The following is a 26,186-nucleotide window of genomic DNA, read 5'->3' as shown; positions in this document are numbered from 1 at the left end:
ATCGTTATTCTATATTTCCTTTTAAAACACGATATCATCACAGAGTTCCTGCAATGATATCGTGACTGATATATAAGATTAAAATTTTACCAACCTTCATTTTGTTTAATAATACCATGGCTGTTGACAATCTCAACCTGTGGTACCGCCCAAACATTATGAACTGCCGGATTAAAGTTTCTGGCTGCCCAAGCTTCTTTTCCATCCATACCATGAAGTGGTTTAGCATAGGTTGCCTGTGCATCTCCCCAACGCACAAGGTCTCTGTGTCTGTCTGCCCATTCACCAGCAAGCTCGCAACGTCTTTCGTGTTTCAGATCAGCCATAGTACAGCCACTTTTTGAGGTAAGACCAGCACGTTTTCTGATCATATTGATTTCCTGATCTGCAGGTTTATTTTGCATCAGTAATGCTTCTGCTTTAATAAGGATTACCTCAGCATAACGCATAATGGGAACAGAAAGATCTGTACAAGGATAATCTCCGTTGGCATTTACGTGCCCATCTTTAAATGGATATTTGAAAGCATCCATATATTTATTGAACTGGCATTTTGTAAGGGAGTTTGAGCTGGCATATGTTCTTACTGCCCCATCAAAAGTAAACTGATCTCCTTCTTTAAGGATGGTTACACTTCTTCTAAGATCCCCTGTTTCATATTCATCATACAGTTCTTTTGTGGGCTGGAAGTATCCCCAGCCGTTATATTTTCCCCAACCTTTGTTTTCTAACATTACTCCCGGAAGGATACTTCCTACTCCATTAAATTTAGTAGTACTTGGTACTGACCAGATATATTCTGAACTGTAATTATTTTCAGCTTTAAAAACATCTCCAAAATTATTCAGTAAATTTCTGTTTCCTTTGGTCATTACTTCATTTGCCCAATATTCTGCATTCTTCCAATCTTTCATAAACAGATATACTTTAGCCAACAATGCCCAAGCTGCTGCTTTATGGGGTCTTCCATAATCTTTAGCTGGAAGTTCTTCCTGGCTAGGCAATATTTCTGCTGCTTTTTTCAGGTCATTTACAATGTAATTGTAGTTTTCCATTACATTGGCAGTTCTTGGAATTGGATTAGTATCCGGCTCTTTTGTACGGTCTATGATAGGAATACCTGCTTTTTCATTTCCATAACTGTAGGCAAGTTCAAAATACATTCTGCTGCTCATAAACAATGCTTCTCCCAAATATTTGTTTTTCACGGCCTGTGAAGCCTGAATATTATTCACATTACGGATCACACGGTTAGCAACCCCTATCACTGTATATCTTTTATTCCATTGAGTCTCCAGATCTCCTGCTGCGATATAGTTGCTGCTAAAATTCTTCACATTATCTGCCTCACTCTTCGACCTTCCTGTTACCATATCGTCACTGGCATTGATAAACCAGAAAAAACCTCTTCCATAGAATTCACTGTCAGAAAGTGGTTTATACATGGCATTGGCTCCTGTAATAAGGTCATTTTCACTTTTCCAGAAGTTAGCTTCTGTTGGAGTACCTTCCGGCTCTATGTTCAGTTCATTGGTACATGACAATACTGATGCTGACAGCCCTGTTATTAAAATGATTGTATTGAAAATCTTCATTTTTTTACTTTTAAATTTGTTTTAGATTAAAACCCGACTTCCAGTCCGAAAATAAATGAACGGGCCTGAGGATATCTCCCGGTATCTACACCATACGTTTCCATTCCCACTTCAGGGTCAAAACCTGTATATTTGGTAATGGTAAACAGGTTATTGCTGGTAACATACACTCTGATTTTATTCACATCAAGTTTTTTGTAAAGTTCACGTGGTAATGAATATCCAACTGTAAGGTTTTTAAGCCTCAAATAAGAACCGTCTTCTACATAGAAATCTGATACTTTGGAGTAATTACCGCTTGGGTCACCCTGCACCACTCTTGGAATATTGGTATTGGTATTCTGAGGCGTCCATGCATTCAGGATATCTCTGTCCATATTATAATTCTGCCCTGTTCCTCCTGGGTTTAATGAAATAAATTTCAATCCGTTGAAGATTTTGTTTCCATAAACACCCTGAAAGAATAAGTTAAGGTCAAAGTTTTTCCAGGTCATGTTATAAGAGAATCCGTAAGAGAATTTTGGATATGGATTTCCAAGGTTTACAAAATCATTATTATTCAATGCTCCTGTATTGCCTTCTTTTTTCAGGAATTTAATATCTCCGGGTTTCGCATTAGGCTGAATAAGATTACCGTTAGCATCTTTATAATTGTTAATTTCTGCCTGGCTCTGGAAAATCCCATCGGTCTTATAACCATAATAAGAATAAAGAGATTCGCCCACTTTTATACGGGTAGGCTTCAGAACTCCACGTACGTTATTACTGTTGACAAAAATCTCATCCACATCGGCCAACTGCTTCACCGTATTTTTTAGTTGACTAAGAGTTGCTCCGATTGAATAGGTAAAATCTCCGGTATTTTTACCATTAAAATTAATTCCTATTTCATATCCTTTATCCTGAAACAACCCTGCATTTACATACTGATCTACATAGGTTGCTGTACTCGGAAGGTTCACATTGAAGATTTGATCAGTTGAATTCTTCACGAAGTAATCAAATTGCATAGAAAGCCTGTTACGGAAGAAGGAAGCATCTACCCCAAAGTTGGTTTGTTCTGATTTTCCCCATTTTAAATCCGGATTAGGCCTTGTCTTCGCGTAGTAAGCAATATTCTGTGTTGGATCCTGTCCGAAAATAATGTTATTATCACGAATCATCTGCGGATTTACTGCCTGGTAAGAAACCCCGCCAAGGTTTCCTAAAATACCATGACTTCCTCTTAATTTCAGGTTGGAGAGCCATACAATATCTTTCATGAAATTTTCTTTGGATACCATCCATGCTCCTGAAATGGAATAATAGTCTGCAAAATGTTTTTCTTTAGAGACTAAAGATGTTCCATCTCTCCTTCCCAGTAAACTGATCATATATTTTCCGGCATAGTCATAGTTTACCCTTGCCAGATAAGAAGTTAAAGCACTTCTGTATTTATAACTTTCTGCTTCTCTATAAGTATCCGCAGCATTCTGAAGATATCGGAAGGCTTCCGCTTCACTTCTGAAATCAAAAGTTTTTGCCCGGAACCCATCCTCTGTTGTTTTCTGGAACGTTAAACCTGCAAGAAAGTCAAAACTATGTTTACCCGTTGTGAATTTATAAGTAAGGAGCTGCTCAGCAAGAGAGGTAGATACATTGTTGTTCTGATATTCCAAACTGTTGGTATCGAAGATCTTCCCTACCTCCAACACTCTGGAAGTAAATTCTTTCACATTTCCTATTTTAAATGTTTGAGCAAAGTTGGATCGGAATTTCAAATCTTTAGCTAACGCAACTTCGATATAAGGATTAATCAATATCTCATGGGTAGGATTCTGAATGCTGATTCTTTTAAGATAAGCAACCGGGTTAATCATATCTCCATATCCTCCTGCCACATCAATGGGTAATCCTGAAAAGGCTCCTGATGGTGTATATATCGGAACGTTAGGTGGGTAATACATAGCAGCAACCAAAGCTCCTGTATATCCATTCTTTGTGTTGGCTGTATTTCCGTCAGAGTAATTATAATACATATTCTCTCCAATCGTCAGCCAGTCTTTTACTTTGTGTTCAGAGTTTACCCTGAAGTTATATCGTTTTGCCTGAGTGTTCAATAAAATTCCTTCAAGACTTCTATGGTTCATTCCTACGAAGAATTTGGATTTATCACTTCCTCCGCTAAGATTTACATTGTATTCCTGGATGGTTCCTGTACGGAAGATATCTTTCATCCAGTTGGTTCTAGTAATACCTCCATCAGCATATTTCTCAGCATTGAAGGCCAGTGGAAGACTGCTCAGTTTTCCTGCATTCTCATATGCCTGACGCATTACATCCTGGAACTCTGCAGCATTTAAGGATTCTCTTAATTTCCATGCCTGATTAATTCCATATTTAACATCAAAATCCACAGTCAGTATTCCTTTTTTTCCTCTTTTTGTGGTAATCAGGATCACCCCTCCGGAAGACCTCGCTCCGTAAATAGCAGCAGAAGCATCCTTAAGCACAGAAATATCCTGAATATCGTTAGGATTAATAGCAGGAGTTCCGTTAAAAACAACTCCATCCACAACATAAAGAGGGGTTTCACCATTCACCCCACCCAGACCACGGATATTTACTTTAGGGGAGCCATTAGGATCACCACCTTCGTTCACTACAGTTACTCCGGGAGCTTTTCCCTGAAGAACTTCACCTACTCCAGACAGAGATCTGGAAGTAAGCTTATCCAATGAAGCCTCCGAAACAGCACCGGAAACCTTACTTTTTTTCTGTGTTCCGTACCCAACAACGACAATCTCGTCGATGGATTTTTCTTTTAAACTGTCTTTTTTTTGAGAGAGGAACATCGGTGAAGCTGAAATTGCACCAATAAGTAATACCCTACCCGTTAAATATGTTACTGAGACAGGGATTTTAAATACATTCATGACATCCTTTTTAATTAGATGCAAAATTAGAACAGCCCTACCTCCCGTTAGATTAATATTTCCTTATGTTTTTATTAAGAAATTTTAGTTTCTCATGAATATTGGATTTTATAGCAAAAAATTAACTTGTTTATTTCCAACACGATAAACTATTAAAGTAATTATTCTATTGATATTCTATACATAGCTAAGATTAACTTTACCTTAAGTTTAGAACCCATCAGACCCAGACGAAAGAACAGGTTTTCCTCTTTCCTACAGAAGTATTCGGGATTAATAAATTACAGACTTCCCTTTTCTTTTTTTACATTTGCTGAAAATAGATTTTCGTACTCACAGACAATCGAAAAACAGTGATTGATGGGTAAGAAAAATGAAACAATAAAAAATCATACGAATTAAATGACCATTATCATCACAGGAACCTCTTCAGGAATTGGATTTGCTTTGGCCGAATACTTTGGTAAAAAAGGGCACAACGTATATGGTTTGAGCCGAAAATATACAGAAAGCCAATACTTCAAATCTATCCCTACGGACGTTACTGATAATTCCGCTGTACAGAATGCCATGGCAGAAGTTTTGAAAACAGAAACCAGAATAGACGTTCTCATCAACAATGCAGGAATGGGCATGGTAGGGGCTGTAGAAGACTCTACCAAAGAAGATATTCTAAAGCTTTTCAGCTTAAATCTTGCCGGCCCTGTTCAGATGATGAGTGCCGTTCTTCCGAAGATGCGTGAACACCAATTCGGAAAAATTATTAATGTATCCAGCATCGGAAGTGAAATGGGACTGCCGTTCCGTGGATTTTACTCCGCTTCAAAATCAGCTTTGGATAAAGTAACCGAAGCCATGAGATACGAAGTTTACCCTTGGAATATTGAGGTATGTTCTCTGCATTTGGGTGATATTAAAACGAATATTGCAGAAAACAGAGTGATTGCTCAGGTTTCTCAGCCATATAAAAATGTTTTTGATAAAGTCTATGCTCTGATGAACTCCCATGTGGATGAAGGAACTGAACCATTGGAAGTAGCAGAATATATTGAGAAACTTTTAGGAAAGAATAAATGGAAAGCTCATTATTATTTTGGTAAATTCGGGCAGAAAATCGGAGTTCCGCTAAAATGGATTCTTCCGCAGGGTGTTTATGAGAATTTAATGAAGAAATATAATAAACTGGATAAAAATTAGTTGATTGATAGAACGCATTGTCATTCTCAACGGAATGAAATGCTGTGAAGAATCTTTTTGTATTTTTATGCGGTTCTTCATTCGCTTTTGAACGATGTTCACAAGCCTTCAATTTATATTCAGAATGGCAATTTGAAGTTACTTTTAAAAATATTTTTTGTTCTGTTCTGCGTTTTTATACAAGCGCAGAAAAAACAGTATTGGCTGATCGATACGGAAACCAAGGTCAGAAAAAAAGTAAAGGATTCCACGTCTGCAGTAAAATTTCTGGACTCTCTGGCTCAAAACAATTACTTTTTCACCCAGCTGAAGGAGGTAAAAATAAAAGGCGACAGTACAGAAATTTTCTTTGACAAAGGAAAAAACTTTAATCAAAGCTATGTAAATCTTTCCGACTCTATTGTTCAGAAACTTAAAATTCAGAAAGATTTTTTTACTAAAAATTTAGATTCCACCAAGAAGAGCATCAATAAAAATTATATTGATGAGGGATATTCTTTCAGCAGGATCAAATCAAAATACAAAGGACAGAAAAATGGATATCCGGTTGTAGAACTTGATATCAATAAAAATGATAAAAGAACGATCAACGGGTTTGTTGTAAAAGGGTATGATAAGGTTCCACAAAGGTTCATTAAAAATCTTGAAAAGGAATTCAAAGGCAAAAACTATGATGACAAAAACCTCTTAGCTATCAACAAAAGCTTTCAGAGTCATCCTTTTGTTATGCTTGACCGGCAGCCTCAGACCTTATTTACCAAAGATTCTACCAATATATATCTGTTTTTGCAGAAGAAAAAGACCAATACCTTTGATGGGGTGATCGGTTTTGGAAATGATAAGTCTGAAAAATTCACTTTAAACGGGACGATGAATGTGAATTTCAGAAATATGTTCAATGGATTTGAGGCGATCAATCTGTATTGGCAGAGAAACCCTGATAAAGGGCAGACTTTTGATCTTCAGGTAGACATTCCTTATCTTTTTAAATCTAATATCGGAATGAATACAAAGGTGAATATCTACAGACAGGATTCTACCTTTGCCAACGTAAAATTCCTTCCTGCTTTTTACTACCACATCAATAACCGTAATAAACTTGGTCTTCGTGCAACATTGGAAACTTCTACCGTTATAGATTCTTTGTACGCCATAGGGAAAGACTACAACAAAAAAGGGATCGGGATCTGGTTTGAAATGACTGAACCTACCGATATTGATCTTTTTCTTCACAAAACAAAGATCACTGCCGGATATGATTATCTGACAACGACCTATACCAAAGGAAATATAAAGGCTGCCCAAAATCAGTTCTATTTCTCCGGTGAGCATAATTACCATATTTCAGGAAACCACTTCCTCAATATCAAAGGGGAAGGTGCCATGATGGATTCTAAGATAGAGTTTTCTGCCAATGAACTTTACCGCTTCGGAGGATGGAATTCTATGCGGGGGTTTAATGAAAATTCCCTCGCCGCAGATTTTTATTATTACGGAAGTTTAGAATACCGGTATCTCATAGGCAATCAGGCTTTCTTTGACCTCTTTGGACAGTATGGCCAGCTCAATAATAAATCTTTGAATGTAAAGCCTAAGCTTTATAGTGTCGGACTTGGTTTTAATTTCTTCATCCCAATCGGGCTGATGAGCTTTCAGCTGTCGAATGGTAATGAGTTTGGAAATCCTTTCAAATTCAATGATATAAAAATCCACTGGGGAATTCTGAGTAGATTTTAACAGAGAATGGAAGCGGGATCCGGGAAGCTTGAAGTGACTGTAAGGTTACTATTTTGAGTAGCAGCCTTGTGATAAAAAGCTAATGGAATATGTTCCAATTATTTTCTGAGCTCAAAAAAGCCACACCCTCTTACTTCCAGCTTCCGGCAGTATAATTTAAAAATTTCTCCATTACCAGAAGCTAATAGAAAGTGTTTCAGTTATTTTGAAAACATGAATAACCCCCAGCCTCTGACTCCCAGCTTCCAACACTATAATTTAAAAATTCCTCCATTACCAGAAGCTAATAGAAAGTGTTTCAGTTATTTTGAAAACATGAATAACCCCCAGCCTCTGACTCCCAGCTTCCAGCCCCAATAATAAAGCAAAAACAGCTATACGACAGACTCTTCTTATTTTACCATTTTATTAATTATTTCTGTTTAAACATATATAAATCGTATTTTTATTTTAATATGGCCGTAAAATTCAGGTAATAGTGCACTGCTAAATTTGCTTTCAAAAAAAATGAAGAAAACTCTAGCTACGTTTGCTGTTTTTTTACTTCCCTTATATATTACAGCTCAGGAAATTAGCATCTCCGGAAATGTAAAATCTGAAAATGGCAGCAGTGTTTCAGGGGTAAATATTACCGATAAAAACACAGGAAAAACCGCTACAACAGATGAAAATGGGAATTTTACCATTTCTGCTAATCCTAAAGATATTCTTGAATTCTTTTCACCCGATTTTCCGGTTTATACTATGGAAGTTTCCTCAAAAAAACAATATTCTGTTGTTTTAAGGAAAACCAATGAAAAACAGATTGAAGGGGTAGTTATTACTGCTCTGGGAATCGCTAAGAAAAAAGAAAAGATCGGATATTCTACACAGGAGGTAGGAACTAAACAGTTTGAAACAATTACCACTCCAAGCATTGGAAATTTATTTTCAGGACAGGTAGCTGGTCTGAATGTTTCCAACCCTACGGGAATGCAGCAGGCACCTCAGTTTACATTGAGAGGGAATTCCAATCTGGTATTTGTAATTGATGGAGTAATTGTAGAAAAGGAAGTTTTTCAGAATTTAGATCCTAATAATATTGAAAATATCAATGTACTGAAAGGAGCAACAGCATCTGCTCTGTATGGTTCAAGAGGAAGATACGGCGCCATTTTGATTACTACAAAAAATGCAAAGAAGAAAGGTTTCTCAGTAGAATTTTCTCAAAATACAATGATTACCGGAGGCTTTACCAATCTTCCAAAAACTCAGACCGAATATGGAAACGGTTCTCATGGAAAATATGAATTCTGGGATGGTGCTGACGGTGGCGTTAATGACGGAGATATGATCTGGGGACCAAAATTCGTTCCCGGCCTGCAGATTGCTCAATGGAACAGCCCTATCAGAGATAAAACAACCGGCCAGATTATCCCCTGGTATGGTGCAGTAACCGACACTCAGTATAATGATAAAGCAAGATACGAAAGAGTCCCAATTGACTGGAAATTCCATGATAACCTGGATACTTTTTTAAAGCCATCTATTATCAATAACAATAATTTTGCAATCAGTTATAGAAATAATAAAGATGTATATAGGTTTTCGGGGAACTTCATGAATTATGATGACAGAGTCCCTAATTCTTATCTGCAGAAATATGGAATCAATTTCTCATCTGAAAATCACCTGGGAGATAAACTCATCTTTGATACAAAATTCAACTACAATCAGGCTTTCACTCCTAACGTTCCCAATTACGAATATAACCCAAGCGGACACATGTATACCATCCTGATCTGGATGGGAGGTGACGTAGACGGCAGAGCTTTAAAGAATCACATGTGGGTTCCGGGAAAAGAAGGTGTAGCACAGGCTAACTGGAATTATGCATGGTACAACAATCCGTGGTTCGGAGCTGAATATTATAAAAATCAAAACAGAACCAGCATCATTAATGCCCAAACAGGATTAGAATATAAGGCAACAAAGGATTTCTCTGTAAAAGGTAGAATTTCCCTGGTTGAAAATCATAGCAAAACCGAAATATTCAGCCCCTATTCTTATTTCAATTACAGCGCCCCAAGAAGTGGCGGATATATTGTAAAAGATCTGAAAACATGGAATCTGAACTATGATGTATTGGCAACTTACAAGAAAAAAATATCTGAGAATTTTGACTTTACAGTCAATGCCGGAGGTTCAACATTTTACTATAAAAACAATAACAATGAAACGTCTACTGATGGCTTAAAAGTTCCTGAACTCTACAACTTTGAAAACTCCATCGGAGCAATTAAAAAATACACTTACCTGAAGGAAAAGCTGATCTACAGTGTTTATTCTACGATTGACATTGGATTATACAATGCTTTCTTCATCAACTTTTCCGGACGTAATGACTGGTCTTCTACTCTACCTAAGGCTAACAGATCTTACTTCTATCCTTCTGCATCCATCAGTGCAGTAATCTCGAATCTTGTTAAAATGCCGGAAGCAGTCAATATGCTGAAACTTTCCGCTTCATGGGCAAAAGTAGCCTATGATTTCCAGCCTTACTCGATCAAAAATTACTATGCGAATAATAAAGGGATCAGTTTTAACGGTAACCCAACCTATCTTTATCCTACCATCCTGAATATTGAAAACAGTTTAAAACCTGAACAGACAAAGTCTTACGAATTGGGATTAAGTGCCGGTTTATTCAAAAACAGGATTACTTTAGATGCTACTTACTTCAGAACTCTGGATTACAATAATATTCTCGAGTTCCCAAGTGCTGAATCATCAGGTTTCAGTTCTCAGTATGTGAATGGTAACGAATACACAACAAAAGGATTCGAAATTTCCCTGGGAATGGTTCCTATAAAGACTTCGGATTTCATGTGGAAGACGTTAATCAACTGGAGTACTTATGAGCAAAAGCTGACTTCTATTTATGATAACATGCCTAACTATAACAATATCAAGTTAGGAGAAAGAATGGATAGCTACTATGATTATACATGGCAGAAATCTCCGGATGGAAAAGTAATTCTTGATGCTAAATCAGGAATGCCAACCAGAGCTAATGCTCCAAGTAACCTGGGCCACTTCAATCCTGACTGGACTTTTGGTTTCAACAACACCTTCAAGTATAAAAAATTATCCTTGAACATCGGAATTGATGGAAGTATTGGTGGTATTATGAGATCTCAGGTGGTCGAAAAAATGTGGTGGGGAGGAAAACATCCGAATTCTGTAGCCTACAGAGATCTTGAATATGCTAAGCCGGGAACTTATTATTTTGTACCGGACGGGGTAAACTATAATCCGGAAACAGGTCTTTATACTTCACATACCAAACCTATCAGTTTCCAGGACTGGGCACAGAACTATCCCTACCAGGCAAGGGTTACGCAGGATGAAAGTAAAGAGTTTGCAAATGTTTTCGACAGAACTTTTATCAAGCTGAGATCAGTAGTTCTGGAATATGATTTCTCTTCTTTACTTAATCCAAAAGGAATGATCAAAGGATTTACCGCCAATATTTCTGCTTATAATCTTGCAATGTGGAAAAAATCCAAAAATCTTTATTCTGATCCTGATTTCCAAATCAAAACAGGCAGAAAAGATGACATTACGAATGACATTCAGGATCCTTCCAGCAGATGGTTCGGAATCGGATTTAATCTTAAGTTTTAATTAAAAGTACGTCAATACAATGAAAAATAATATAAAGGTCAGAAGACTGATACAATCTGTATTCGCCGCAGGTCTCCTGACATTAGCTTCATGTGAATCTAATCTTGATAAGATCAATGACAACCCGAATGACCAGGCCAGCGTTGATCCAAAATATCTTTTAACCTATGCTGCCAAAGCTACCTTCCAGGTGGATGGTGACAATATGTATGCTTCCAGAATGATGATCGGTACAGACGGGGAAAATAAATACCAGTACATGAAATGGAACGAAACCTCTTTCGAAGTGTACTCTAAAGCGCTTTTGAACACTGTAAAAATGATGCAGGAAGCGGAGAAAATCAAGAATAAAAACTATGTGGCTATCGGTAAATTCTTAAGGTCCTATCATTTCTTTAATACAAGCTTAAAAGTGGGAAGTATTCCTTATTCTGAAGCTGTAAAAGGAGAATCAGGAATTACACAGCCAAAGTATGACAGCCAGGATGTTGTAATGTCCGGAATTTTATCAGAATTAAAAGAAGCTAATGATCTGATCAATATCAATGATAAGATTGAAGGTGATATTGTCTTCAATGGTGATGCTTCAAAATGGAAAAAACTGATCAATTCATTCCGTCTGAAAATCCTGATCACATTATCTAAAAAAACAACAGTTGGAAGTTATAATATTGCTACAGAATTTGCATCTATTGCAGGAAACCAGCCTTTAATGACTTCTATCTCAGACAATGGTGAACTTAAATTTGCAGATGCTGCAGACAGCCGCTATACAATGTTCAACAACAGTGGATATGGATCCAGCTTATATATGGCAGATTACTTCATTAATTTGTTTAAAGACAGACAGGATCCTCGTTTGTTTACTTTTGCAGCCCAAACTACCGGTGCCAAAGAAGCAGGAAAAGCAATTACAGATTTTACCGGATACAATGGAGGAGATCCTGTTTCTCCTTATTCTGATAATGCAAAATTGATCACGGCAAAAAATATCTCCAAAGTAAATGACCGTTTCTATAAAGATCCTACTAACGAACCATCTTCAATTTTGAGCTATTCTGAGCTGGAGTTTATCCTGGCAGAAGCAACCGCCAGAGGATGGATCTCGGGATCTGCAAAAAATCATTATGATAATGCCATCAAGGGAAGTTTCAGTTTCTATCAGACGTATGTGAAAAATCCGGGACAATATTTCACAGGTTTTAATGTGAACCAGTATCTGGCCACTCCTCTGGTCGTATACAATGATTCTGCACCATTACAGGAACAGGTAGAAAAAATCATCACTCAGAAATACATGACCATGTTCCATCAGTCACAATGGACATCTTATTATGATTATTTGAGAACAGGATATCCCAATTACCCTTTAAAACCTGGTGTTCCTGCGCCTTTCAGATTCAGGTATCCTCAGTCTGAATACAGCTATAACAGCACAAATTTAAAGGCTGCCCTTACAGCTCAGTATGGAGGAAATGATAATATCGGCTCCAAACCCTGGTGGCTACAATAGAAATCTTATTTATTTTTATATCCAACAAAGAAATCGCAGGAAAATCCTATTAACTTGCGGTTTCTTTCTTATTACGATTGATCATGGACAGAAGAGAATTTTTAGAAAAATCAAGTATTTTATTAGCAGGATTAGGAACCTCCGGTATCTTACACCCTGCTATCATAAAGGCTTTAGCAATAGAACCGGCTGCACAGTCTACCTTTTATGACGCAGAACATGTTGTTATTCTGATGCAGGAGAACCGTTCGTTTGATCATGCCTTTGGAACTCTTAAAGGGGTTCGGGGATTTCTGGATAAAAGAACTTTCATCAAACAGGATCGGCACTCTGCTTTTTTCCAAAAGGAAAATACCGGAAAATATGCCGCTCCAGCCCGTCTGGATCTGAGAAATACCAAATCAACCTGGATGAGTTCACTGCCCCATTCATGGGAAAATCAGCAACTGGCATTCAATAAAGGGAAGTATGACCAATGGCTTCAGTCTAAAGCTTCAGGTAATGAAAATTATAAAAATATTCCTCTTACCCTGGGATACTACAATCGCGAAGACCTTCCGTTTTACTACCAGCTTGCAGATGCTTTTACCATATTTGACCAATATTTCTGCTCTTCAATGACAGGAACTACGCCTAACAGGCTTTTCCATTGGTCAGGAACTCTTAGAGAACAGCAAAACGGTAAATCTAAAGCAAATGTTGTAAATGATGATATTGATTATGATAAAGCCAGACAGGCAAAATGGAAAAGCTTCCCTGAAATTTTAGAGGAACAAAATGTATCGTGGCGTATTTATCAGAATGAAATAAGTCTTCCCAAAGGTTTATCCGGTGAGCAGGAAGCATGGCTGAGTAACTTTACAGATAATCCGATTGAATGGTTTTCAAAATATAATGTCAAATTTTCAAAAGGATATTATCAGCATATTCCTGACATGATTGCTTCCCTGAAACAGGAAATTCTGAAAAAGCCTGCTCAGAAAGAAAGGCTGGAAGAAATCATTGCAGAGCTTCAGGAAGATCAGGTAAAATATCATCCGGATAATTATTCAAAGCTTTCTCCAATGGAGAAAAACCTTCATGAAAAGGCTTTTACCACCAATTCAAATGATCCGGATTATCATAATCTGGAAATCGGAAAGGACGAAAACGGAGAAAGACTGGTTGTTCCCAAAGGGGATGTTCTGTTTCAGTTCCGTAAAGATGTGGAGGAGAAAAAGCTTCCGTTGGTTTCCTGGCTGATAGCCCCTGAACACTTCTCAGATCATCCCGGTTCACCATGGTATGGAGCGTGGTATATTTCTGAAGTTCTGAATATTCTGACCAAAGACCCGGAAATGTGGAAAAAAACGATCTTCATTATCAATTATGATGAAAATGACGGTTATTTCGACCACGTTATTCCTTTTGCTCCTCCGCTGAATCCAAGCCAACCGGTTGATATCAACGGAAAAAATGGTGTGGAATATGTGGATAAAGCCCAGGAATATATGTCTGATCCTACCTTAAAGGATTATGAAAAAGCAGAAGGAACAGTAGGGCTTGGCTACAGGGTTCCTATGATTATTGCTTCTCCGTGGACGAAAGGTGGTTTTGTAAATTCTGAAGTCTCAGACCATACTTCTGTTCTACAGTTTCTCGAAAAATTCGTCATGAAGAAGTTCAGTAAAAATGTTCATGTAGACAATATCAGCGAATGGAGAAGAGCCGTTTGTGGTGATCTTATTTCCGCCTTTAATTCTCCTGATATCAAGGCTGCCCCGCAAATAGATTATCTGGATCAGAAAGATTATGCTAAAACCATTAATGCAGCCAAAAATAAGCCTGTTCCCCAACTAAAATGGTATTCTGAGAATGAACTGAAGAATGAATTACTGGAAATCCAGGAAAAAGGGTTGAAACCTTCTAACCCACTTCCTTATAACTTCCACGTAAATCTTGAAGATGGCAAGATTACAATGGCTAACTTAAAGGAAAATGGTGTTCCTCTTCATCTTTATGACAGAACCCAATTCAATAGCAGTCATTACTATTTTTCTTATGCATTATATTCCGGACAGGAATTATCTCACTCTACTGTACAATCAGGAGGTTATGATTATGAAGTTTTCGGTCCAAACGGTTTCTTCCGGAAATTTAAAGGGAATGGAGTTTCGGAATCAGAGGTTATTTTAATTAATAATCCTTCAAAGGGTCAGATTGAACTGATTATCAAAAACGGTAATAAAAGAAATATTATCCTGGAAAATCTATATGAAAAAAATAAAAAAACAGTGTCTATTCGTAAACAGGAGGAGAAAATAGTCATTGATCTTAATCGATTTAAAGGCTGGTATGATCTAAAAGTGACCCTAAACGAACATATCTGGCATTTTGCAGGAAGACTAGAAACAGGAAGGGTCTCTGTTTCAGATCCACACTGGGCATAAATTATTTTTCCTATAAAGCATTATAAATCCTGTACGTTTGTACAGGATTTTTTACAGATGAAAAGTGAAATATTTTTCAAATATATTGCATTACGAAAGAAAAATAATCAACAATATAAAAATTATTATATATTTATTTCATAATTTGTTGATTTTTATTATTTTCACTTAACTAATATTAAGATCATGACTAAATTAAAATTAACTATTGCAATGTCTTTTATTGCAGCTGCTATATCCGGCAACTTAAGTGCTCAGGACACAAATACGGATGGCCATACAATTACTATTTCTATCCCTGAAGTTGCCCTGGTAGACATTGAGCCTGCTGCTACGAAAAATATAACATTAGGATTCGCAGCCCCTACAGAAGCAGGAAACCCTGTTGTAGCAAGTGCCGCCAATAACACTTTATGGCTTAACTATTCTTCTATAAAATCTGTTGCAGATCCTACCCGTAACGTAAGTGTAAAGGTTAATGCTATCATTCCTGGAGTAGATATTCACGTAACTGCTGCTGCAGCTACTGGCTCAGGAGGTGGTACTTTGGGAACATCTGCAGGCCTTTTAACATTAAGCGCTGCCGATCAGACTATTATTTCCGGTATCGGAAGTGCCTATACAGGAAATGGGGCAAATAACGGTCATAACCTGACTTATGCTCTTGCTGCAGGAAGTGGACCTGGCGGTGTTGCCGCTTATGCTGATCTTCAGGCAACAGCAACTACTGTAGCTACTGTTACCTATACAATATCAGATAACTAGTATTTAAATAAAATTCAATTCTATATTTCAAAGACAAGAAGAAATTGGATCTCAGTTTCTTCCTGTTTTTGTATGATTAATTATAAAACTCCCCACCTACATAATGATAAAGCGTATTCTTTTTTTAATCACTATGATTTTGCAGTTCAGCATTTTACATGCCGGCATTGTGGTTCTTAACGGGCTTACGCATTCCTATAAAGTAGAAAACGGGCAAGTTTACAAAGGAAAAATAGCCATTGAAAATACAGGAGCCAATCCTCAGAGTGTAAAATTATTTTTACAGGATTTTACTTATCACGCTGACGGAACGATTAATTACACGGCACTTCATACTCAAAAAAGAACCAATGGCGACTGGATAAAACTCAATACAAATTTAGTAACACTGAAAGGTAAAGAAAAAACAGAAGTTTTTTATGAAATTACCATTCCCGATCAGGTAATAGATCCAGGCAGCTACTGGAGTGTGATCATTGTAGAACCTGTAGATGATATAAAACCCAGTGATAAACAGCCTGGAGTAAGCATTACCTCTGTTATACGGTATGCTATTCAGGTGATTACAGATTATGACACAGAAAAGGCCAAACCGGACCTTATATTCGAAAATATCAAAGTAGAAAAAGAAGAAGGAAAGCAAACTGTAAAAATTGCAATAGCCAATCATGGAAATCTTTATTGTAAGCCCACAGCATCTATTGAAATTTATAATCGTAAATCAGGAGAAAAGATAGGAACTTTTTCAAGTTTAACGATGGGATTGCTGCCTTCTACTTCCAAAACATTTTACATTGATATCAGTAAAGTACCCTCTGCTCAGTACAAGGCTACTGTAATAGCAACGGATGAAGATGAGAACGCATTTGCGCTCAATGTGGAATTAGAAGTAAAAAATGATTAAAACCTGGACACAATTTACTATTATATTATTCCCGCTATTTGCTTTTTCTCAACAGCAATCTCACCGATTGGTCAGTAAAAAAGATAGCTTAATGCCGGGGATGTCTACTTCTATTCCCTTTAGTCTTCAAAATAATTCATCTGAAAATAAAGTATATGATATTTCAGTTACCACTTCAAGTCCGCTTATCTCTCCCATCCTGGTAAAAGGAGAATCTCAGATCCCGCCCCATGAAGCTTCTGTATATCTTGTTCCTTTGCGTATTTCAGCAGAAGCTACGCAAGGTAACTATTCTGTCATTTTAAATATGACTGACCGTTCCAATGGAATATCTCTTACAAAGGTTTCACAAATTACAGTTTCTGCAAATAGAAATCTTTCCCTTACTGTACTGGATTCACCTGAGTTTACAAGGTCAGGAGAAACCATTCATGCTTCTTTTCTTGTAAAAAATAATGGAAATGTAACGGAAAATCTTATTCTGGAAAGTAAAAATGCAACCATTGATCATGCCTCCTCCATCACTCTGGGACCTAATGAATCCAAAGTGATTTCCATCTATAAAAAAACCAGTCCGGAACTGGGTCAAAATGAATTTCAAAATCTAAATCTTTCGGTATATTCTAAAGAAAACCCTAAAGAAAACCAGACTGCCTATATCAGTACTCAGGTTATATCTGTGAAGCCTGCCAATATGGATATATACCACAGGCTTCCTATTGCTGCTTCCCTATCCTTTATCGGGATGAAGAATATGGGGATCTATCATGATGGCTTTCAGGGTGAGATATATGGTAAAGGAAGTTTGGATAAGGAAAATAAAAATCAGATTGAATTTCATGCTGTCACACATAATCCAATAGAGCTAAATACTTTTACTCAGTATGAGGAGTATTTTGTGAATTATAAAAGAGATAATTTATTCATTCATTTGGGTGATAAAACATATTCTTCCTCGTACTTAACTGAATTTGCAAGATATGGCCGTGGCGCAGAAATCCGGTATGATTTTAATAAGGTAAGTCTGGGTGGTTTTTATAATCATCCCCGATTTTTCAGAGATATTAAAGATGAATTTAATATTTACTCAGCATTTAAAATCCGCAAGGAGTCTGAAATTTCAGTCGGATATCTTTACAAAACTCCTATAACGGAAAACGTTGATTTTGGAAGCACAAGATTAGACACTGAAGCTCACCTACCTTATACTAAAGGAAAATTTAAAATTTCGAAGAATATCAACCTTTCCGGGGAATTTGCTTACAGTACAACCAAGAAAAATGAGGGAACAGCTTATATGGCACAGGCTGAAATCAATTTTACAAAGTTCAACGGGAATTTGATGTATATGAAAGCAAGCCCTGAATTTGCCGGTTACTTTACCAATACCAACACCTTCAGCGGAAGTATCCAGTACAAGCTATCGAAGAAGATCAATGTTTTTGCCAACTATATGCAGGATGCCAAAAATTTTCAGAGAGATACCTTATTTCTGGCCGCTCCCTACAGAAAATATTTCCAATATGGAATACAGTATAAATATCTGTCCAACGGTTTTATAATATTTAATAATGGATACCAAAAATATCAGGATCGTTTAGAACCTAAACAGTTTGATTATTATGAACGCTTTTTCAGAGTTTCTGTAGATCAGCGGATCGGGATATTTCAGATTAACGTTGAAGGACAATTCGGAAAAACGGATAATTATCTGACAGATTTCAGTGGGAATTCAAGTTTATACTCAGCCAATTTATCATTTGAAAAATTCAAAACCTCTTTCAGCCTTTTTGGGAGCTATGCCATCACATCCAGATATCAATTACTAAATCAAAAACAATTCTATTACGGTGCAAGGGTTTTCAGTAAATTCTCTGATAAAACCAGTTTAAGTATATTTTATCAAAACAATTATATCCCCGAAGAATACTTTAAGGACCGGAATTTATTTGAGCTCCTGTTTCACCAGCAGCTATTTCCGGGAAATGAGCTTGATCTTTCGGGAAGATATACATTACAAAGAGGGCAAATAGGAGACAAGGATTTCATATTCTCAATTCGGTATACATGGAGACCTAATATCCCCGTACAAAGAACAGCCGAGTATGTCTCGTTATCCGGAAATGTAAGTAATCTTGGTATCAAAAAAACGGAAGGGATAAGATTAATGATGGGCAGTTATTTATCTGTTACGGACAAAGAAGGAAATTATATTTTTAAAAACGTTATTCCTGGTAATTATTTCCTCGAAATAGACCGTTCTACCACAGAGATCAATGACATTCCGACGGTTATTCTTCCTGCAACACTGCCTCTCAATAACAAAGAAAACATCTTTAACTTTGGGTTAACTACAGCAGCGAGTATACAGGGGTCTATTCAACTTTCTGAAACAGAAGAAAAAAATCAAACGGATATTGAAACATTCCAAGCTAAGAAAGGCAGAAACAAAAGAGAAAGCATCATTGTAGAAGCAATCAGCAATGAGCAGACCTATCGTAAAATTTGTTTTATAGGAGAAGATTTTGATTTCACTTATCTGCGACCGGGAGAGTGGATTATCAAACTGTACAGAAATGGTCTTGACAAACGTTATAAAATTTCAAATGATAAATTTCAATTTACTTTAAACCCTTCAGAAACAAAAAAACTCAGCATCCAGATTGTTAAACAACAGATAGAAATTAAGTATCAGCAGGAATCCTTAAAAGTAGGATATAATCAAATAAAAAATAAGAAATGATTTTGAAACGCTCCTTATTATTAACTTCTTTTATTCTTTCTGGTTTATTGTATTCTCAGGCGAATGTGACTTTAACTTTGCCTGTTGTGACCTTAATGGATGTAGAGCCAACAGGAAATATTACATTAAACTTTACAGCACCTACTGAAGCCGGAAATCCTATTGGTAATCCAACGCCAAATACCTCAAAATGGATTAACTATACTTCTGCTATTACTTCGGGAGGACTTACCAGGAGAATTACAGCAGCAATTAGTGGCACCCTCATTCAGGGAGTCAATATCAGACTGCAGGCAGCGGCAGCATCCGGAGCTGGTGGTGGCACCTTAGGAACTCCTTCTGCTCAGGTTACTCTTACCAATACACCTGTTACCATCATTAGTGGTATTGGAGGGGCTTATACTGGTAACGGAGCCAATAACGGGCATAGGCTTACTATTTCCCTAGTTCCCAGTACCTATACAGATTTATCTGCACGACCCAGTACAGCGCTTACCATTGTCTATACCATCACAGAGTAAAACCTGAACCATGAACATGAATAATCACTCTCTTAAAGAAATTATCTTAAAAAGATATTTATATATTTCTCTTTTAATAATCAGTTGCTATGTAAAGGGACAGGTAGTAAATGTCACCGGAAACTGGACTGCCAGTATACCTGCTATTACTGAAGCGGGTAATAACTATTCAGGAACTTATGATAATAGTGCCAATACTGCACCGAATCAAATAGTATTATCCGGTTCAATACCTGACTCCGTTATTAAATTACTTTCAAGTTCAGGAGCAAAAATCACTATGCGCTATGTTTCCAATCCCTGGCACAGTTCCCTGGGGCTTTCTGCCAAAAGAGTTGGTGGAACTGCCAGTATATCTGGTCTTTGTCTTGGTTGTACGGTTAGTATTAACGGAGGTACTACCTATATACCCATATCATCGGCAACAGATGTCACCTTATCAACAATAACTTTCAGCGGGCTTTTAGGTATTGGTAATCACATCACATATTCAGGAATTGTAGTAAATACCCAGATATCCGGTGTTTCTGTTACAATTCCCGCCAGCACCTATAGTGCACGAGTAGTTTTCACGATAGTTGCCAACTGATGCAACAGATCATTGAGGATAATAACCTTAGGATTTCTCATTATATTAAAAAAATAACCCTTTCCAATATTCAGAAAGGGTTATTTTTTTAATATAGTCAAATTAGTGCTTCGCCCACCAAAGAGGCGTAAGTACAGCATCTTGTCCACCCAATAGCTGTACTGCTTTCGTATACCCGTCCTGATCGGTATTTCGGAAGGTACTTGGATATCTTAACCGTTGCGGAAAATTCTGAATAGAGTTTGTCATATAATTTCCTGAATTCAAGTTAGGTAAATTAACCAACGGCGTTTCTACCGCAGGATTTTCAAAGAAAGGTAATCCCAGTCTTCTTTGATCACTCCAGGATTCCAATGGAAGCCATGGCATATTGGCAATATACTTTTGGGTAATGATTTTCGTAAGCTTATCATTTTTCACCGACCCGTTTTTGTAAATAGTATTTACCGGATATTTAATATCAACAGAAACCATATTTCCTGTGGAAGGATCTTTATAATTCATGGTATGGAAGGTTCCCGGTTCTGTAATGTGAGTATAAGCAACAGAAGTTCCATCACGATTATAATCCGTTGAGGTAATATACTGAGTATAAAATTGGGATACTCCATTATAGGCAAAGCTATCCTGGATTCCTTTATTATAGGCCGCATCATCACTCATTGGAACTGCCCATCCTTTCAGTGCCGCTTCAGCCATCAGGAAATAAGTTTCCCAGCTTGCAAAGAAAATTCTAAAGTTTTTACCTTCTCTATATTGCTTTCCTAAAGCCGGCATGCATCCAATAACTCCTCTTAGCCCATTTCTCTGGCCTTTTACTCCCCAGCTCCCTATTGTCGTCGTATTCCAAGTATTTACCGTATTGATTGTTAGTTTAGAACCGTTGGCAAATGTAAGATCTCCACTATTAGTAGAAGCTTGATTGGTATACGTGGGATAAAGGGAATAAATTGGGTTGTTGAAATCACCTGGAATATAGAATGTTTTATAAGCTCTCGGATCTATTTTGTTTGGAAGCCCATCCAGCCAATATCCAGCACTTGGATCATTGGTCATTGTGGAGAATTGTTCATCATATCTTATACCAATATAATCAGCATTTTTCACAGCTGTATGCTGTGCAGCCGGTAATTGATCTGTAGAGTTAATTCCCCCTAAACCAATATACATATTATTAAGAGTAGCTGATAAAATCTGTGAATTCCATTCCCTGGACATTACCCCTGATAAAGGATTCCATCCGGTATCTTCTTTAACTTTAAAATTATCATCACTGGTACTGATGAACATATTAGAATTAGCTGCCGCCTCAAACTCTGTTTTTGCTTTTGCCGGATCTACTTCTGAAATTCTCATGGCAACTCTCATTCTCATGGAATTGGCATACTTTACCCATTGCCCCCATTTAAATCCATATACCATATCATAAGCATTTGGATTGGAAGGAACAGGTTGGTTTACATCCAGTTTAGCTACCGCATCTTTTAATTCATCTAATATAAAATAGTAAACCTCTTTTTCAGAATTAAACCCAGGATTTACTCCTTTAAATGCCTGAATAGGCTGTGGTCCAAAATTATCAGAAAACTCACTCATTAAATAAGCTCTCCAAATTCTGGCCACCTGAATAAGATTATCATAGTGAGCTTTGCCCTGGCCTATTGCTTTCTTTTCATTGGCAATTTCAATAGTTGCATTGGCATTATTTAACCATTCTGAAATTCCCTTCCAGTATTCTACAGTCCAGGAATCATCATATGATCCACCTGCTATTCCTGTTGTCAGATGTTGTCTTGCTGCAGTTTTCCAATAAAGGACAAAAGTACGTTCTGCAATATTGGGATCCTGTTGAGCTCCTAAAATAGAATTGTTTAAAAAATACTCTGGTTCTGCCTTATTAATATCTACGGAAAACGGATCATTATTGATGTCTTCAAAATCATTACATGATGTACAGATTACAGCTAATGCAATGAGGGATAAAATATATTTTTTCATAATGTTATTATTGATGTTAAAAGCCTAATGTAATCGAAAATAAGTAAGATCTTGTAGTAGGGAATGCCAGATTTTCAAATCCTACAGCATTAGAATTGATCGCAAATACAGATTCAGGATCTATTCCTTTCGCCTTACTGTAGATCATCCATACATTATTTGCTGTAAAGGAAACTTTGGCACTTTGCAATGCAAGCTTTTGAAAAATGCTTTTAGGGAAATTATAAGAAACCTGAATATTTCTTAACCTGATATTGGTGGCATCGTAAATATTCTGTTCTGTAATTCCTAAGTTTCCAATCGTCACGGCTGTCCAGTAATCCTGCTGTGTAATTTCTTTTGTATTACCTGTATACACTCCGTTTTCCTGTACTACTGCGTCAAGAACAAAATTATCCCTTCTTCCTCCAGGAGCCGTGTCAGAAGCAAGCCCAACTTTCTGTAATGCCGATTGGGTAGACGAATAGAATTTTCCTCCGATTCTTCCGTCAATAAGGAACGAAACTCCGAAATTCTTATATACAAAACTATTGGTAATTCCAAACAAAGCTCTCGGTGTCTGATCACCTAAATAATATTGTTCAGCAGTAGCCCTGGGTAAACCATTTAGATCTACAATAAGTTTTCCATAGTGAGGGCTATTGGGATCTTCTACTCTTAAAAACTTTGTTCCATAAATAGACCCATAAGGTTGACCTACTTCTGCAAAAAAACCAACATTATCAAAACCTCCCAAAGGATATTTTACAACTTCTCCGTCAATCCGGTCAATCACACTCTTTAATTTAGAAAAGTTTGCATTTACATTCCATGTAAAATTCTCCTTTTTAAAAATATCTGTATTGACAACGATTTCAATTCCGCTATTACTAAGCCCACCCGAACTTATTTTCTTGTACTCATATCCGGAAAGTGGATTCATAGGTAAATCTATTAATTGATCCGTGGCAGTATTTCTGAAATAACTTACGTCTAACGAAACTCTGTTGAAGAATTTAAGATCTGCACCCACTTCAAACGTTTTAAGCTTTTCAGCATGTAGATTAGGATCATAAAGAATTTTCTTACGGCCTAGAATAGCATGACCACTTGGATCTGCCCCAAGCTTATAGGTATTATACAACTCGTAAGGATTCAGAGAATTTCCAGTTACCGCATAAGCTGCACGAAGCTTCGCAAAAGTTAATACTTTAGAAGTAGTTACATTCAACTTATTCAACATTTCAGTTAAGACCAAAGAGGTACTGATAGAAGGATAAAAATAAGATCTGTTTTCAAGAATAAGTGTAGAAGACCAATCATTCCTTGCTGTTGCATTGATAAACCAATACCCATCATAATTAATTTCTGCAGAGGCAAATACAGAGTTGATCTTCTTCCAGAAATCGATCTCGTTATTAGCAATACCCGCAATATCACTTGTATTATTTACACTAAATACATTGGGTACAATTAGATTTTGGGTACTGAAATACATGGCTTTTGTTCTGCTTTCCATCATTTGTCCATAGACTGAAAGTGATCCTCCCCATTTCCCAAATAAATTATCTTTTTTGGCTGTAAGACTTGCTATATAATTATTCTCATAAAACTTTTCTTCACTGGTTGCATAAGAATTTCTTCTTGAAGATCCAGTCCAGACTCTTGCATCTGCATTTAAAGCATAGAAATCTGTACCTACTCTTACATCTCCACTTAGCCAATCATTAAATTGATACTTGAGATATCCATTCAAAAGGAAACGATCCTTCTTATCTGCATTAAGGCTGTTATAGGCAGACCAATAAGGATTGATTCCATTAGGAGTAATCCAGCGCGACTTTATATCATTTTGAGTTTGCCCTTCCCGATAATCCCTTATATCAATATTTTGGGGCATGAGAAGAATATTAGGATAATAATTACCTTCTCCTTTACCTCCTGAAGGTCTGTTATTGGCTTTTGTGCTTATGTATTGAACCTTTACTTCAGAAGTCCATCTTTTATTCACTCCAAAATTTGAGTTCATTTTAGCCATAAAATTGAATCTCTCAAATGTAGAGTTAGGAACCTGGCTGTTATCATTTAAATAATTAGCTGAAGTATATAAGCTGGTACCTTCTCCCAAATTTTCATGAAAACTTAACGTGTGTTGTGAGCTTATTCCTGTCTTAAAGAAATTTTTCAGATTATCATAACTTTTCATATTGGCTCCTTCCAAAGCAGGCCCCCAAGAACTGGAATTATCACTAGTTGCAGTATTTACTACCCCATTCAGCCCTAAACCAAAACTATGCTGCATATCAGGCTTCATAAAAAGAGTTTCAAAGCCTAAACTTGTAGAGTAAGTAATCCCTAGTCCTCCTTTTCTCTTCCCGGTTTTGGTAGTGATCAGGATAACCCCGTTCCCCCCTCTGGATCCATACAATGCAGAAGCTGCACCTCCTTTAAGAACAGAGATACTCTCTATATCATCCGCATTAATATCAGCTAATCCATTTCCCATATCTAAATCCGGATTCCAGAAATCATTATTATAGTAACCATCATTCTGCTTGGCTTTTGAACCCGCACTATTACTCAATGGTACACCGTCAACAACAATAAGAGGCTGATTATCTCCTTTAAGCGAATTAAACCCTCTAAGATTTATCTTTGATGAAGAAGCAGGTCCAAAACCTCCTTTTACAACTTGAAGCCCCGCGACTTTACCAGCTAAAGCATTGGTCACATTAGTTTCTTTGGCATCAACCAGTGTTTGACCTTTAACATCCTGGAAAGAATATCCCAAGCTCTTTTTTTCCTTTTTAACTCCGTAGGCTGTTACAACAACTTCATCAATTTTCCCAACTTTAGTGGAGTCTGTATTTTGTGCAGACAATTCAGTAAAGCAGAAGAATAAAGCTGAAAGAAGCCCCACCTTAATTATTGTTTTATTCATAATTATATTTAATATTTTGCAATCAAATATAATATTTTAGCAGTATTTAACAACACACTAATAAAAAACAAGCGTAAAATTCAAAAATATCATTGAAACAATGAAAGTTATGATATTATAAATTAAAAAAGAATTACAATTTTAATAGAAATACAAAATTTTTGAATGAAAAAATGCTTACCAACAATGTGGCAAAGAAATAAATAAAAGAATTTGATGAGTATTTTAAAAAATTGGGGATTTCTGTACAATCATCAATGAAGAATAGATGTAGAGACTTTAGTTCACAAGTAATCCTTAGGCATCCTGTAGAGATCAAAGACGTTGAAGATCTGCTACATTGTAACTTTCTTGCAACTCATTAAAATGAATATTATTTACAGGGTATAATCCTTACAGGATGACAAAAACGAGTCCAATGATACCAGAAATATAACTTGATAAAATAAAGGATGGAGGGATAAAAGTAAAGACACGGTAAACAGAAAATAAGCAGCAGGGATTCTACAGGCTCAGCATTCAATAGAAACGGGCTTTAGCCAAAACATAGATAATACTCAATACTTATTGCTTATCACCCATTGTATTGGAGTATTGGGATCTCTGAGTATTTTGATTCTTGAGTATAGAGCAAAAAAAAATCCTTTATCTTTCGATAAAGGATTTTTAAAAATAAAATAAAAACTGGCGGCGG

14 protein-coding genes are annotated in these 26,186 nt (G+C 36.7%); 10 read left to right on the top strand and 4 right to left on the bottom strand.

All coding sequences use genetic code 11. The features are described from left to right. Window positions 1–86: 86 nt before the first annotated feature. On the bottom strand, window positions 87–1,595 hold the full coding sequence (locus WH267_RS13805; RefSeq protein WP_340009001.1) for a RagB/SusD family nutrient uptake outer membrane protein: 1,509 nt from the start codon (window positions 1,593–1,595) through the stop codon (window positions 87–89). Between the two features lie 26 nt (window positions 1,596–1,621). After that, complete coding sequence (locus WH267_RS13800) at window positions 1,622–4,510, bottom strand: SusC/RagA family TonB-linked outer membrane protein (protein ID WP_123320969.1); 2,889 nt, start codon at window positions 4,508–4,510, stop codon at window positions 1,622–1,624. A gap of 402 nt (window positions 4,511–4,912) precedes the next feature. On the opposite strand from WH267_RS13800, the gene WH267_RS13795 reads away from it, so the two are divergent. From WH267_RS13795 to WH267_RS13750, 10 genes are all read left to right on the top strand, one after another. After that, window positions 4,913–5,707, top strand: a complete 795-nt coding sequence (locus tag WH267_RS13795; protein WP_123320970.1) for an SDR family oxidoreductase — start codon at window positions 4,913–4,915, stop codon at window positions 5,705–5,707. Between the two features lie 132 nt (window positions 5,708–5,839). Beyond that, entirely contained in the window at window positions 5,840–7,444 is a 1,605-nt protein-coding gene (locus WH267_RS13790; RefSeq protein ID WP_123321003.1) for a hypothetical protein, read from the top strand. Window positions 7,445–7,951: 507 nt separating this feature from the next. After that, on the top strand, window positions 7,952–11,110 hold the full coding sequence (locus tag WH267_RS13785) for a SusC/RagA family TonB-linked outer membrane protein (RefSeq protein ID WP_340008996.1): 3,159 nt from the start codon (window positions 7,952–7,954) through the stop codon (window positions 11,108–11,110). A gap of 19 nt (window positions 11,111–11,129) precedes the next feature. Further along, window positions 11,130–12,623 (top strand): SusD/RagB family nutrient-binding outer membrane lipoprotein, encoded by a 1,494-nt coding sequence (locus WH267_RS13780; RefSeq protein WP_340008994.1) that lies wholly within the window; start codon window positions 11,130–11,132, stop codon window positions 12,621–12,623. A gap of 83 nt (window positions 12,624–12,706) precedes the next feature. Beyond that, complete coding sequence (locus tag WH267_RS13775) at window positions 12,707–15,052, top strand: phosphocholine-specific phospholipase C (protein WP_340008992.1); 2,346 nt, start codon at window positions 12,707–12,709, stop codon at window positions 15,050–15,052. A 186-nt stretch (window positions 15,053–15,238) separates the two neighbouring features. After that, window positions 15,239–15,817 (top strand): hypothetical protein, encoded by a 579-nt coding sequence (locus WH267_RS13770; RefSeq protein WP_123320974.1) that lies wholly within the window; start codon window positions 15,239–15,241, stop codon window positions 15,815–15,817. Window positions 15,818–15,920: 103 nt separating this feature from the next. After that, a complete protein-coding gene (locus tag WH267_RS13765; RefSeq protein WP_340008990.1) occupies window positions 15,921–16,721 on the top strand; it encodes a WxL protein host-binding domain-containing protein in 801 nt (266 codons plus the stop codon). Beyond that, entirely contained in the window at window positions 16,714–19,464 is a 2,751-nt protein-coding gene (locus tag WH267_RS13760; RefSeq protein ID WP_340008988.1) for a COG1470 family protein, read from the top strand. Before WH267_RS13765 ends, WH267_RS13760 begins: the two co-directional genes overlap by 8 nt. Further along, entirely contained in the window at window positions 19,461–19,985 is a 525-nt protein-coding gene (locus WH267_RS13755; RefSeq protein ID WP_340008986.1) for a hypothetical protein, read from the top strand. The genes WH267_RS13760 and WH267_RS13755 overlap by 4 nt, the downstream gene beginning before the upstream one ends. A 16-nt stretch (window positions 19,986–20,001) precedes the next feature. Continuing rightward, window positions 20,002–20,574, top strand: coding sequence for a hypothetical protein (locus tag WH267_RS13750; RefSeq protein ID WP_340008985.1), 573 nt, complete (start codon window positions 20,002–20,004; stop codon window positions 20,572–20,574). Window positions 20,575–20,676: 102 nt separating this feature from the next. Here WH267_RS13750 and WH267_RS13745 read toward each other — a convergent pair whose 3' ends face one another. Both WH267_RS13745 and WH267_RS13740 read right to left on the bottom strand, forming a co-directional pair. After that, a complete protein-coding gene (locus WH267_RS13745) occupies window positions 20,677–22,572 on the bottom strand; it encodes a SusD/RagB family nutrient-binding outer membrane lipoprotein (RefSeq protein WP_340008984.1) in 1,896 nt (631 codons plus the stop codon). 16 nt (window positions 22,573–22,588) lie between these two features. Continuing rightward, on the bottom strand, window positions 22,589–25,492 hold the full coding sequence (locus WH267_RS13740) for a SusC/RagA family TonB-linked outer membrane protein (RefSeq protein ID WP_340008982.1): 2,904 nt from the start codon (window positions 25,490–25,492) through the stop codon (window positions 22,589–22,591). Window positions 25,493–26,186 lie beyond the last annotated feature (694 nt).

Origin of the sequence: Chryseobacterium sp. MYb328 (assembly GCF_037572595.1) — a bacterium.
Taxonomy (GTDB): Bacteria; Bacteroidota; Bacteroidia; order Flavobacteriales; family Weeksellaceae; genus Chryseobacterium; species Chryseobacterium pennae.
This window is presented reverse-complemented; position numbering and strand designations above follow the sequence as displayed.

Excerpts from the sequence above, each read along its gene's own strand:
- WH267_RS13805 (WP_340009001.1), bottom strand. The coding sequence starts at position 1,595 with ATGAAGATTTTCAATACAATCATTTTAATAACAGGGCTGTCAGCATCA.
- WH267_RS13800 (WP_123320969.1), bottom strand. The coding sequence starts at position 4,510 with ATGAATGTATTTAAAATCCCTGTCTCAGTAACATATTTAACGGGTAGG.
- WH267_RS13795 (WP_123320970.1), top strand. The coding sequence starts at position 4,913 with ATGACCATTATCATCACAGGAACCTCTTCAGGAATTGGATTTGCTTTG.
- WH267_RS13785 (WP_340008996.1), top strand. The coding sequence starts at position 7,952 with ATGAAGAAAACTCTAGCTACGTTTGCTGTTTTTTTACTTCCCTTATAT.
- WH267_RS13780 (WP_340008994.1), top strand. The coding sequence starts at position 11,130 with ATGAAAAATAATATAAAGGTCAGAAGACTGATACAATCTGTATTCGCC.
- WH267_RS13775 (WP_340008992.1), top strand. The coding sequence starts at position 12,707 with ATGGACAGAAGAGAATTTTTAGAAAAATCAAGTATTTTATTAGCAGGA.
- WH267_RS13770 (WP_123320974.1), top strand. The coding sequence starts at position 15,239 with ATGACTAAATTAAAATTAACTATTGCAATGTCTTTTATTGCAGCTGCT.
- WH267_RS13765 (WP_340008990.1), top strand. The coding sequence starts at position 15,921 with ATGATAAAGCGTATTCTTTTTTTAATCACTATGATTTTGCAGTTCAGC.
- WH267_RS13760 (WP_340008988.1), top strand. The coding sequence starts at position 16,714 with ATGATTAAAACCTGGACACAATTTACTATTATATTATTCCCGCTATTT.
- WH267_RS13755 (WP_340008986.1), top strand. The coding sequence starts at position 19,461 with ATGATTTTGAAACGCTCCTTATTATTAACTTCTTTTATTCTTTCTGGT.
- WH267_RS13750 (WP_340008985.1), top strand. The coding sequence starts at position 20,002 with ATGAATAATCACTCTCTTAAAGAAATTATCTTAAAAAGATATTTATAT.
- WH267_RS13745 (WP_340008984.1), bottom strand. The coding sequence starts at position 22,572 with ATGAAAAAATATATTTTATCCCTCATTGCATTAGCTGTAATCTGTACA.
- WH267_RS13740 (WP_340008982.1), bottom strand. The coding sequence starts at position 25,492 with ATGAATAAAACAATAATTAAGGTGGGGCTTCTTTCAGCTTTATTCTTC.